The organism is Bacillus sp. TH17 (assembly GCF_016651125.1).
In the GTDB taxonomy this organism is placed as follows: domain Bacteria; phylum Bacillota; class Bacilli; order Bacillales; family Bacillaceae_G; genus Bacillus_A; species Bacillus_A mycoides.
This window is the reverse complement of the sequence record NZ_JAEKEN010000001.1, coordinates 3,983,745-3,996,228: the sequence shown is the minus strand read 5'-3', so window position 1 is coordinate 3,996,228 and position 12,484 is coordinate 3,983,745. Positions and strand designations below refer to the sequence as shown.

Annotated in this window: 12 protein-coding genes and 1 other annotated feature; of the genes, 9 read left to right on the top strand and 3 right to left on the bottom strand. The window is 37.7% G+C overall.

Features of this window, described 5'->3' with window-relative positions; genetic code table 11:
* The 3 genes from asnS (at window position 1) to JFT95_RS20440 (ending at window position 2,643) form a co-directional block, all read left to right on the top strand.
* Entirely contained in the window at window positions 1-1,392 is a 1,392-nt protein-coding gene (gene asnS, locus JFT95_RS20450; protein ID WP_002167595.1) for an asparagine--tRNA ligase, read from the top strand.
* Between the two features lie 131 nt (window positions 1,393-1,523).
* Window positions 1,524-2,426 (top strand): SDR family oxidoreductase, encoded by a 903-nt coding sequence (locus tag JFT95_RS20445; protein ID WP_201053106.1) that lies wholly within the window; start codon window positions 1,524-1,526, stop codon window positions 2,424-2,426.
* Between the two features lie 82 nt (window positions 2,427-2,508).
* Window positions 2,509-2,643 carry a YuzL family protein gene (locus JFT95_RS20440; protein WP_000039594.1) on the top strand — a complete coding sequence of 45 codons (135 nt, stop codon included), beginning with the start codon at window positions 2,509-2,511 and terminating at the stop codon, window positions 2,641-2,643.
* 43 nt (window positions 2,644-2,686) lie between these two features.
* Here JFT95_RS20440 and JFT95_RS20435 read toward each other — a convergent pair whose 3' ends face one another.
* From JFT95_RS20435 to rnhC, 3 genes are all read right to left on the bottom strand, one after another.
* On the bottom strand, window positions 2,687-2,938 hold the full coding sequence (locus JFT95_RS20435) for a hypothetical protein (protein ID WP_201053105.1): 252 nt from the start codon (window positions 2,936-2,938) through the stop codon (window positions 2,687-2,689).
* A 13-nt stretch (window positions 2,939-2,951) separates the two neighbouring features.
* A complete protein-coding gene (locus JFT95_RS20430) occupies window positions 2,952-3,206 on the bottom strand; it encodes a hypothetical protein (RefSeq protein ID WP_201053103.1) in 255 nt (84 codons plus the stop codon).
* A 137-nt stretch (window positions 3,207-3,343) separates the two neighbouring features.
* A complete protein-coding gene (gene rnhC / locus JFT95_RS20425; protein ID WP_201053100.1) occupies window positions 3,344-4,279 on the bottom strand; it encodes a ribonuclease HIII in 936 nt (311 codons plus the stop codon).
* 123 nt (window positions 4,280-4,402) lie between these two features.
* On the opposite strand from rnhC, the gene zapA reads away from it, so the two are divergent.
* The 6 genes from zapA to brnQ6 all read left to right on the top strand — a co-directional run bounded on the left by zapA (window position 4,403) and on the right by brnQ6 (window position 12,052).
* On the top strand, window positions 4,403-4,672 hold the full coding sequence (gene zapA, locus JFT95_RS20420; protein ID WP_002112165.1) for a cell division protein ZapA: 270 nt from the start codon (window positions 4,403-4,405) through the stop codon (window positions 4,670-4,672).
* 2 nt (window positions 4,673-4,674) lie between these two features.
* Window positions 4,675-5,214, top strand: coding sequence for a CvpA family protein (locus JFT95_RS20415; RefSeq protein ID WP_002129333.1), 540 nt, complete (start codon window positions 4,675-4,677; stop codon window positions 5,212-5,214).
* 55 nt (window positions 5,215-5,269) lie between these two features.
* On the top strand, window positions 5,270-6,988 hold the full coding sequence (gene polX / locus JFT95_RS20410; protein WP_201053098.1) for a DNA polymerase/3'-5' exonuclease PolX: 1,719 nt from the start codon (window positions 5,270-5,272) through the stop codon (window positions 6,986-6,988).
* Window positions 6,989-7,007: 19 nt separating this feature from the next.
* A complete protein-coding gene (locus JFT95_RS20405) occupies window positions 7,008-9,368 on the top strand; it encodes an endonuclease MutS2 (RefSeq protein ID WP_002129331.1) in 2,361 nt (786 codons plus the stop codon).
* 196 nt (window positions 9,369-9,564) lie between these two features.
* Window positions 9,565-10,254, top strand: coding sequence for a 23S rRNA pseudouridine(2604) synthase RluF (locus JFT95_RS20400; RefSeq protein WP_033731387.1), 690 nt, complete (start codon window positions 9,565-9,567; stop codon window positions 10,252-10,254).
* A gap of 108 nt (window positions 10,255-10,362) precedes the next feature.
* Window positions 10,363-10,613 (top strand) — a binding site (T-box leader).
* A gap of 113 nt (window positions 10,614-10,726) precedes the next feature.
* Complete coding sequence (brnQ6, locus tag JFT95_RS20395) at window positions 10,727-12,052, top strand: branched-chain amino acid transport system II carrier protein BrnQ6 (protein ID WP_002184862.1); 1,326 nt, start codon at window positions 10,727-10,729, stop codon at window positions 12,050-12,052.
* Window positions 12,053-12,484: the final 432 nt, after the last annotated feature.

The following is a 12,484-nucleotide window of genomic DNA, read 5'->3' as shown; positions in this document are numbered from 1 at the left end:
ATGGAAAACACATTAGTAAAAAGTCTGTATAGAGATACAGATAAATACGCAGATCAAACAGTACAAGTATCGGGTTGGATTCGTAACTTACGTGATTCAAAAGCATTTGGTTTCATCGAATTAAACGACGGTAGCTTCTTCAAAGGTGTTCAAATCGTTTTCGATACAGAATTAGAGAACTTCAAAGAAATTGCAAAGCTTCCACTAAGCTCTTCAGTTAAAGTAGAAGGTAAAGTAATTGCAACACCTGGAGCGAAGCAACCATTTGAAATTAAAGCAGAAAAAATTGATATCGAGGGCTTATCAGATTCTGATTACCCACTTCAAAAGAAGCGTCATACGTTTGAATACTTACGTACAATCGCTCACTTACGTCCAAGAACAAATGCATTCTCAGCAACATTCCGCGTGCGTTCTATCGCAGCATTTGCAATTCACCAATTCTTCCAAGAGCGTGGATTTGTACATGTTCACACACCAATTATTACTGGTAGTGATACAGAAGGTGCAGGCGAAATGTTCCGCGTAACAACGCAAGATTTAAACAACGTAGCAAAAGGTGAAGACGGACAAGTTGACGAATCAAAAGACTTCTTCGCTAAAGAAACAAACTTAACAGTAAGTGGACAGCTGAACGCTGAAGCTTATGCATTAGCATTCCGTGATGTGTACACATTCGGACCTACATTCCGTGCGGAAAACTCAAACACAACTCGTCACGCAGCGGAGTTCTGGATGGTTGAGCCTGAGATTGCATTCGCTGAGTTAGGCGATGTAATGGATCTTACAGAAGATATGCTGAAATATGCAATGAAATACGTACTAGAGCATGCACCGGAAGAAATGGACTTCTTCAACAGCTTCGTTGATAAAACAGTTCTAGAGCGCATGAACAACGTAATCAACTCTGACTTCGGTCGCATCACTTATACAGAAGCAATTAAAGTACTTCAAGAATCAGGTGCTGAATTCAAATACCCAGTAGAATGGGGTATTGACTTACAAACAGAGCACGAAAGATACTTATCAGAAGAAATCTTCAAACGCCCTGTATTCGTAACTGACTATCCGAAAGACATTAAAGCATTCTACATGCGTATGAACGAAGATGGTAAAACAGTAGCAGCTACTGACCTTCTAGTTCCTGGCATCGGCGAATTAATCGGCGGAAGTCAACGTGAAGAAAGAATGGACGTTTTAGTAGACAGAATTAAAGAATTAGGTATGAACGAAGAGGACTACTGGTGGTACTTAGAACTTAGAAAATACGGCGGTACAAAACACGCTGGATTCGGTCTAGGTTTCGAGCGCTTCCTAATGTACATCACTGGCATGGCTAACATCCGTGACGTAATTCCATTCCCAAGAACTCCAGGTTCTTCTGAGTTCTAAAAACAAAAAAAGCGAGAGCAGTTGCTCTCGCTTTTTTTGTTTGGAAAAATGTTGTTCATAGGTTCGTTCGTATCTCACATATAGTAAAACGAATGAAATATTTATGGGCAAGGGAAAGGGGTTTTGGCTCGATGGGGGAGATTCCAAGTCATACAAAGTGGACACTGCATGACAAGTATGTGGTGATTACTGGTGCAACAAGTGGTATTGGATTAGCGGCAGCTAAGGCATTTACAGAGCGCGGTGCCAAACTAGGAATCATTGCACGTAACGAGGAAAAAGCGAATGCTGCTATTGCTCAAATTAAGGATGTAACGAATGGGAATTTGATGATAGATCTATTTTTAGCTGATATGGCTTCCCAACAATCTATACGCCGGGTAGCTACTGATATTTTGGAAAGGTGTCCGAGAATAGATATATTAGTGAATAATGCTGGTGCATTATTTCAAACAAGGCAAATTACGGAGGACGGTTTGGAGATGACCTGGGCGGTAAACCATTTAGGTCCATTCTTACTCACTAATTTGTTGTTGGAGCGTTTAAAAGAAAGTGCTCCTGCTCGTGTCATTACCACTGCATCTCACGGTCACAAAATGGCTAAAAAGGGAATTGATTTCGGTGATCTAGATGCAGAACAACTTTATCTCGGTGTTAAGAAGTTCATGGGCGGTCCTACAATGCGTTATGCGCAAACAAAACTAGCTAACATTTTATTCACCTCTGAATTGGCACAGCGGTTGGAGGGAACCGGGGTTAGTGCTTATAGCTTTGACCCGGGGCTAGTGGATACGAATTTTAACCAGGACAATGGTCTGGTTGCTCGCTTAACTATGGCGGCAATGAAACCTTTCTCTCGTACACCCGAGGAAGGTGCTGAAACTTTAATATGGCTAGCAGAATCAAATCGATTCATTGACCATAGTGGCTGTTACTATGCTGATAAGCAAATAGGAAAAACGTCTGAAGCCGCTTTGGATAAGGATGCCGCAAAACGTCTATGGGACATTAGTGAAAAACAGACACGAGAGTAAAAGAGTAGCGAGTGTCTGTTCAGATTGTTATGTTGAATAGTTTTTTACCCTTAAGTAAAAAGTAAGCTTGGGGGTGAGTGCGATGAGTAAAAAAGTGAAAAAAGATCATTCAAGATCAAGCCTAGGTTCTCCAGAAGTAGAAGGACAAGGAACGACGACACATGAAACAGGTTCTCATAAAGTATCTTCATCAAATAAGAAGCAGAAACGAAGCTAACATAAAAAGGGAGAGTCTTGGCGGCTCTCCTTTTTTATATGTATTACATCTTGTTGTTATGAATCTCTTGTGTAATCTTATCTACATCTTTGTCTAATCGATCTAAATAGAAAAGCCACAGTAAGCTCATGAGCACGTAATAGATGGCCATCACACAAAGATTATCAGATATATTTTCGAATGTGGATTTAGTAGTGAAAAAAGCTCCCCAAATGGTAGAAATAGTGAGGTAAGAAAGTGGGCTGACGAGGTGTACGAAAACATATAATAACTTTTTAACTTTTACAGCGTTCATATGAATTCCCTCCCTATGTAAACAATCCTTTTCTTCTAATCATAAATTCAAGTTCCTCACAGAAGTGTTGTAGTTTTGCGGGATTGTGTATTAACAAGAGAGCATCGTGTTTCCCGATAAACTTTCGAATCCGAAAGTTTAATAAGAAAGATCGGCCATAGCGCTCTATTAAATCGTTGAACACTGGTTGTTCACTTAGTAGCTGAATGTTTTCTCTAATTTCGAACTGTTTTTCGTGTGGATCACCTAGTAAAATATCTAGAATCATTTGTAGAAGTAGTAATAGGAACTCATATGTTTGAAAAATATGTATATTTTAATTATAACAAAAATACACAGGCGATAGTAGAGTGGACTAAAGCGAAACAAAAAACAGGAGTTTGTAGGCTCCTGTTTTTGTCGATACTATTTTAATAAGCGAAACGCCTTCTCTGTATTAGCAAAATGCACTTTCACAAACTCAGGTAGTCGTTCTTTACCAAGCTTTTGAATTAATTTAGCAGCGGCAATATCAACTTGTTTACCAGCACCTTTCGGAAGTTGCATACCAGCTTTTTTGCTTAGTTCGTCAAATTGTTTTACGAATGAGTAACGAGCTAAAATGGAAGCGGCGGCTACTGCTAAATGGACACTTTCACCTTTTGTAGCGAAGTAAACATTTTCACGCTGTACCTGTTTTTGTTTCGCTAAATATTTATAGTATGTATCAGGCTGTGTAAATTGGTCGATTAAGATGCCTTCTGGTTTTGTAGGCGCGATTTTTGCCAATAAGTTTGTGATGGCTTTGTTATGCAGTAAAGCTTTTAGTTTACCTTGGTTGTTTCCTTTATCAAATAGCTCGTTATATTTTTCATTATGAAGAACGAGGGAGCTGTAAGGAACAACGTGAAGGAGTTGTTTTGCAATCTCAGCAATTTGAGCATCATTTAAGTTTTTGGAGTCTTTTACACCAAGTTCTTTTAAAAGTGGAATTTGCTTTGCATCCACATATACAGCAACTACTGTCATCGGTCCGAAGTAATCACCAGTACCTACTTCGTCTGATCCTAGAATAGACATTGTGCCGATGGAAGCGGGCGGCGCATAACGATGTGAATTGACCGATTTTTTTACAGCTGATTTTGGTGTTTGAGAGACAGTTTGCCAACGAGAAGCTTCTGCTTCAGCACGTCCACCTTGAAACATCACTTTCCCTGATTTATAAGCTGTAATTGTGCAAGATGGAACCTTTGCCATAAAGATACCGCCTTGCGGAATTTTGGGGCTAAGTGCTTGTTTGTATTGTTGTTTCATGTCTTCAATTACTGTAGAACTTGTTTGTATTACGATAGAATTTGACAAAATGGTCGCTCCTTTTTTATGTTGTTATTTTTATCATATCGGATTGTTCTTTCTGTTTCCATATTATGATGGTTCATGGTATGATAAACTTTAGGATTCTGTACGTGATTGGAGGCCGGTGAGTTGTCACAACAAAAGGGAAATAAAAGTCGAATTAATGTAGAAATATATGGCCAACAGTATTCAGTTGTTGGCGATGAAAGTACAAGTCATATCCGCATGGTAGCAGCGATTGTGGATGATAAAATGCGCGAACTCAATGCCAAGAATCCTTCGCTTGATACGAGTAGACTAGCGGTATTGACGGCGGTAAACGTCATACACGATTACATAAAATTAAAAGAAGAACATGAGAAATTGAAAGAAAGTATGACACAAAAAGGAATTGAATAAACATGATTGATATTATTATCATTTTATTGCTTGTTATGGGATTCTTCCTCGGTTTACGCAGAGGATTTATTTTGCAACTTGTAAAGTTAACAAGCTTTATTATCGCATACCTCGTTGCATACTGGTATTGTAAAGATTTAGCGCCAGCACTTGCGAAAATTATTCCGTATCCATTTGATAAGAATGTTTCTGTTCCAGAATGGATAGATGCGAATAATATTGAGGGTGTCTTCTATCAAGCAATTGCGTTTATCGTATTATTTATTATTACAAAAATCGCACTTTCACTACTTGGTAATTTACTGAATATGTTTGCAGAAATCCCAGTTTTAAAGCAAGTCAATGCGGTTGCTGGGGCACTTCTTGGCTTTTTAGAAGTGTATATCATTCTGTTTGTCTTAATTATTGTTGGAACAATTCTTCCAATTGAACAAATACAAACACCATTACAAAAATCATCAATTAGCAAAATAATTGTAGACGATACACCGATTCTTTCTGAAAAGGTGAAGGAACTATGGCAGACAGGTAGCAGAGTGTAACTTCTCTTTTTTCGGAAAGAGAAGTTTTTTTCTATGAAAGAAAGGCGGGGCAATGATGAAAGTGAATAAAAAACAAGTTATCAAATTACTAGAGACAATCGGCCTATTTATGGAACTAAAGGGCGCGAATCCATTTAAAATATCTGCATTCCGTAAAGCGGCGACAGCACTAGAAAGTGATGACCGTAGTCTTTCTGAAATTGAAGATTTCACAAAGATTCCAGGTATCGGAAAAGGAACGGCAGCAGTTATTCAAGAATATATAGAATCGGGAACATCTGAAGTACTACAAGAACTTGAAAAAGAAGTACCAAGCAGTTTATTACCACTATTAAAACTACCAGGCCTTGGTGGTAAGAAGGTGGCCAAGTTATACAAAGAACTTGGTGTTGTTGATATGGAAACGTTAAAAGCTGTTTGTGAAGAAAATAAAGTACAAGCTTTAGCTGGATTCGGTAAGAAAACAGAAGAGAAAATATTAGAAGCAATTGATCAAGTAGGCTCTCGTCCAGAGCGTTTACCAATTGCGATGGTATTGCCTATTGCCGGGGAAATAGAGGAGAAATTGTCGAATGTTGCTGAAATAATTCGTTTCTCACGCGCTGGTAGTTTACGCCGTGTTCGTGAGACAGTGAAGGACTTAGATTTCATCATTGCAACGACAGAGCCAGCAGTAGTGCGTGAACATTTACTACAATTTGATAATATGATTGAAGTGATTGCAAGTGGAGATACGAAAGTATCTGTTCGTCTTCAATATGAATATGATATTTCAATTGACTTCCGCTTAGTAAAACCAGAAGAATTTATTACAACTCTTCACCATTTCACCGGATCAAAAGACCATAACGTAAAAATGCGCCAAATTGCGAAAGATAGAGGCGAGAAAATTAGTGAATACGGTGTGGAAATCTTAGACACAGGTGAAGTGAAAACATTCGAAACAGAAGAAGCATTCTTCGCCCACTTTGGCCTTCCATTCATCCCACCAGAAGTGCGTGAAGATGGAAAAGAAATTGAATTAATTAAAGAGTATCCGAACTTAATTCAGTTCTCTGATATACAGGGTGATTTACATATGCATACAACGTGGAGTGACGGTGCTTTTTCAATTGAAGAAATGGTACAAGCGTGCCGCGCTCATGGATATAAATTTATGGCAATTACTGATCACTCGCAATACTTGAAAGTAGCGAACGGTTTAACGAAAGAGCGTCTTCGTGAACAAGCGAAAGAAATTGAACGTATGAATGAAAAGTATCCAGACATTACAATTTTGCGCGGGATTGAAATGGACATTTTACCAGATGCGACACTTGATTTTGACGATGAAGTATTAGCAGAACTAGATTATGTCATTGGAGCTATTCACTCAAGCTTCTCACAAGACCGTGAAACGATTATGAAGCGTCTTCGCACTGCACTTGAGAATAAGCATGTCACAATGATTGCCCATCCGACAGGACGTCTTCTTGGGCGCCGTGAGGGTTACGATGTAGATACAGATTTATTAATCCAGCTCGCAAAAGAAACAAATACAGTTTTAGAATTAAATGCAAATCCAAACCGTCTAGATTTAAGCGCGAAATTATTAAAACAAGCACAAGATGCTGGTGTAAAAGTAGCGATTAATACGGATGCCCATACACTTGAAATGTTAGAAGATATGGAAACAGGTGTAGCAGCAGCGCGTAAAGGTTGGATTCAAAAAGATAACGTGATTAACACATGGGATATTGAACGTTTATTAGACTATATTAAACGTAATAAGTAATACAGGGGGGACCTGCAACATGTTAGAACGAACGTTGCGTGTATTAGAATACAATAAAGTAAAAGAACAATTACTTGAACATACAGCATCTTCACTTGGTCGTGATAAAGTGAAGAATTTAGTGCCAAGCACAGATTTTGAAGAAATTGTGGAATTGCAAGAAACAACGGATGAGGCAGCGAAAGTCATCCGTTTAAAAGGACATGTACCACTTGGAGGGATTTCTGATATTCGTTCAAATATTAAGCGTGCGAAAATTGGAAGTATGTTAAGTCCTTATGAATTAATTGAAATCGCAAGTACGATGTACGGTAGTCGCCAAATGAAACGTTTCATTGACGATATGATTGACAACGGTGTTGAGCTTCCAATTTTAGAAACACATGTTGCGCAAATTGTGTCTTTATATGATTTAGAAAAGAAGATTACAAATTGTATTGGTGACGGCGGTGAAGTAGTCGATAGCGCAAGTGACAAATTGCGTGGTATTCGTAATCAAATTCGTACTGCGGAAAGCCGTATTCGTGAGAAATTAGAAAACATGACGCGTTCTTCAAACGCGCAAAAAATGTTATCAGATGCAATTGTAACGATTCGTAACGAACGCTACGTAATCCCGGTAAAACAAGAATACCGCGGCGTATATGGTGGTATTGTTCACGATCAATCTGCTTCTGGACAAACATTATTTATCGAACCGCAAGTAATCGTGGAATTAAATAACGCACTTCAAGAAGCACGTGTGAAAGAAAAACAAGAAGTAGAACGCATTTTAATGATGTTAACGGAAGAAGTGGCAGTGGAAGCTGATATTGTTTTATCAAACGTAGAAGTAGTTGCAAATCTTGATTTTATTTTTGCGAAAGCTCTTTATGCGAAGCGAATTAAAGCGACGAAGCCAATCGTAAATAATGAACGCTACATGGATTTAAAACAAGCACGCCATCCGCTTATTGATCCGGAAATTATCGTGCCAAATAACATTATGCTTGGTAAAGACTTTACAACAATCGTTATTACAGGACCGAATACAGGTGGTAAAACAGTTACACTGAAAACAGTCGGTATTTGTGTCTTAATGGCGCAATCTGGTCTTCATATTCCAGTAATGGATGAATCAGAGATATGTGTATTTAAAAACATCTTTGCTGATATCGGTGATGAGCAATCGATTGAACAAAATTTAAGTACATTCTCTTCTCATATGGTAAACATTGTAGATATTTTAGAAAAAGCTGATTTTGAAAGTTTAGTCCTATTTGATGAATTAGGTGCTGGGACAGATCCGCAAGAAGGGGCTGCACTAGCGATTTCTATTTTAGATGAAGTATGTAACCGTGGTGCTCGCGTTGTTGCAACGACGCATTACCCAGAATTAAAAGCATATGGATACAATCGTGAGCAAGTTATTAATGCGAGCGTTGAGTTCGATGTGAATACATTAAGCCCAACGTACAAATTATTAATCGGTGTACCAGGACGTAGTAACGCCTTTGAAATTTCGAAGCGTCTTGGTTTGTCTGATCGCGTTATTGATCGCGCTCGTAACCATATTAGTACAGATACGAACAAAATCGAAAATATGATTGCAAAGCTAGAAGAAAGCCAAAAAAATGCAGAGCGCGAACGAAAAGAAGCGGAAGAGCATCGTAAGCAATCTGAAAAACTTCATCGTGAATTACAGCGTCAAATTATTGAATTTAACGATGAGCGCGATGAAAAATTATTAAAAGCGCAAAAAGAAGGGGAAGAGAAAGTCGAAGCTGCGAAGAAAGAAGCAGAAGGCATTATTCATGAACTTCGTCAATTGCGTAAAGCACAGCTTGTAAATGTGAAAGACCATGAGCTTATTGAAGCGAAGAGCCGTCTAGAAGGGGCAGCGCCAGAGCTTGTGAAGAAACAAAAAGTACATGTGAAAAATACAGCGCCGAAACAACAGTTACGATCAGGTGATGAAGTAAAAGTGTTAACGTTCGGTCAAAAAGGTCAATTGCTTGAAAAAGTAAGTGATACAGAGTGGAGCGTACAAATTGGTATTCTGAAGATGAAAGTGAAAGAATCCAATATGGAATACATTAATACACCGAAGCAAACTGAGAAAAAAGCAGTCGCAAGTGTGAAGGGTAGAGATTATCACGTGTCGTTAGAGCTAGACCTTCGCGGCGAACGTTATGAAGATGCAATGATGCGCGTTGAAAAATATTTAGACGATGCACAGCTTGCAAGCTATCCTCGTGTATCAATTATTCACGGCAAAGGAACAGGAGCGCTTCGCCAAGGTGTACAAGATTACTTGAAGAAACATCGCGGTGTGAAAACCTACCGCTACGGTGACATGGGCGAGGGAGGCCTAGGCGTAACAGTTGTCGAATTAAAATAGCAAACAACCAAACAAAAGGGGAAACCATTATATGTTTATGGACAAACTTGCAAAAGTATTGTTAGCTTGTTGCGGAATATTTTTGGTAATTGGGGTTATTTATTTAGTTGTTTTTGCGAAGTAAAGGAGCGTCAATCTTGGCATAATGATATCGCCATGGATTGACGCTTTTAATCTATAAGAAAAGGAACAAAACATGAAAATCAACCAATACATAAGCGAAGCAAAATCCTGCTCAAGACGTGAAACAGACCGTCTCATTAAAGCAGGACGTGCCTGTATTAACGGTGAAGTATGTACGCACGGTGCACTCGTTAATGAAGGTGATATTGTAACGATTGATGGGCAAGTTATTGTAAAAGAAGAGAAAGAAAAGGTGTATATTGCCTTCCATAAACCAGTCGGAATTACTTGTACAGCAGCTGAACATATTGAAGATAATATTATTGATTATATCGATTATCCAGAACGAATCTTTCCTGTTGGACGATTAGATAAAGCATCGGAAGGACTCATCTTATTAACGAATGACGGTGCGATTGCGAATCAAATTTTGCACGGTGATCATGAGCATGAGAAAGAATATGTTGTCACTGTTGATAAGCCGTTTACAGATTGGTTTATTGATGAGATGTCCAGCGGTGTAAAGATTAAAGATGGAATGACGAAGCCATGTAAAGTGACGAGAGTTAATCAGTCTACATTCCGCATCGTTTTAACGCAAGGAATGAATAGGCAAATTCGTAGAATGAGTCGTGCTTTCGGATTTACTGTAACAAAGCTAAAGCGAGTACGCATTATGAATATAGAGCTAAATGAGCTTGAAGCTGGAAAATGGCGAGACATTACACCTAAAGAATTAGAAATATTAATAGGGCAGTTATAGGGAGGAAAGTTTTCTCCCTATATTTTTTTGTCAGAAAAAATAAAACTATTGATTTTTTAAAAAATAGCCCATATAATAAAAAAACAACAAGTTTCGACAACATATTTTATAAAAGTAATGATGAGGACATGAGTTGTTTTTGACGATTCTCAGAGAGGGAAGCCTTAGGCTGTGAGCTTCCTAATACGGAAAGACAAACTTACCACCTCTAAACTTCAAGAGTGAACTGCAGATGCATTGTAATTCTTGGCGGATAAAACCGTTATCAATTTACACGAGCTATAAAATGAGCTTATTTCGTTATAAATTCATTTTATTAGAATAAGGGTGGAACCACGATTTCAACACTCGTCCCTTTGTTAGGGACGGGTGTTTTTTGCGTTCTTTTACGGGGAAGTATGCTTGAAAGAGGATATGTGACGGATTTTAATTCAGAATATTTTGTCAATAAAATAATTAGGAGGTAGTAGAAATGAAGTCATCTTTAAAGTTTTCTGAGATGTTTGCAATAAGCTTAATGTTATTTGCACTGTTTTTCGGTGCCGGTAATATGATTTTCCCACCAGCGTTAGGGCAAGGTGCTGGAACAGATGTATGGATCGCGTTATTTGGCTTTATCGTAACAGGTGTAGGACTGCCTTTATTAGGAGTTATTGTTATAGCTCTAAAGGGAGATATTAATGAATTAGCAAGACGTGTACATCCTGTATTCGCGCTAATTTTCATTACTGCAATTTATTTATGTTTAGGCGTATTTGTTAGTGTGCCACGTACAGGGACTGTTGCTTATGAAATGAGTGTTGCACCGTTTTTACCAAGTGAGATAGCTGGTCAATCCTATCCACTTGTTATCTTTACATTTATTTTCTTTGCAGTAACTTTCTATTTAGCATTAAACCCATCGAAATTAGTGGGGCGCATTGGTAAAGTGTTAACTCCAATTTTATTAGCTGTTATTGCAATTATTGTAGCGAAAGCAATTATGACTCCAATGGGAGAGTTTGGTGCCCCTACAGAAGCGTATAGTGCCCCACTCTTTAAAGGTTTTATTGATGGATATTTAACTTTAGATGGACTTGCAGCACTTGTTTTCGGAAATGTTGTGATCAATGCTTTAAAAGCAAAAGGCATTACAAATAAGAACAGTATTGCGAAAGTAACAATCTTTGCAGGATTTATTGCAGCACTTGGCTTACTTCTTGTTTATTTAGCACTTGCTTACCTTGGAGCTTCAAGTGTTTCACTTGGAATGGGAGCAAACGGCGGAATTATTTTAACAAACGTCGTGAATCATTTATTTGGTAGCTACGGAACATTATTACTAGGTATCGCAATTACAGCAGCATGCTTAACAACTTCTGTCGGTATTGTAGCAGCTTGTGGAGAATATTTTTCTTCGTTATTACCAAAGCTTTCTTATCAAAAAGTCATTTTTATTTTCTCTGTATTAGCATTTATGGTAGCAAATCTTGGTTTAACTCAGTTAAACGCATTAGCATTGCCGATTTTAATTGCAATTTACCCAATTGGTATCGTACTGATCGTATTATCACTTGTTGAAAACTATATTCGTCTTCCATTAGCTATGTATGTAGGCGGTATTGTAGGCGCATTTGCAATTAGCTTCTTTGATGGATTGCATAATGCAAATCTTCAAGTAGCGGCCCTTGCTCCTATTTTAGATAAAATTCCATTATATAGTGTAGGGATTGGTTGGCTAGTTCCGGGTATCATTGGAATTGCAATTGGATATGTAGTTTCTTTATTTCAAAAGCAAGAAATTGCTGTAGAAAAATAAGGGAAAGAGGCTTTCTTTAAAAGAAAGCCTCTTTTTTTGTAGAAAAACTATATATAGAAGAATTCAGATATTAAAAATTTTATACGTAATATAGTTGACAAAAAAATTACCAGTAGGCTAAGATTGACTTAGTTGTGGAAATATTGGAAGGGAAGAGGTTTTCTATGACTATATCATTTTTGTAAGAAGAGGTGATAGAACGATAGAATTAGGCGGTTTATTTTTTTGAAATTCGTTGAGAATGATAATCAATAAAATGATGAAAGAGTTTTATGTTTATTCTTATAGGAAAAATTGGTGGGATTATTTTTTTGTCTATCAATGAGAATGATAATCAATATATTTCTAACTACATAGTGTTACTCGTTATAAAATAGAGATAGAAAGATTATTTTTTTCTTATATATTGAGAATAATTATCATTTTCAAAAA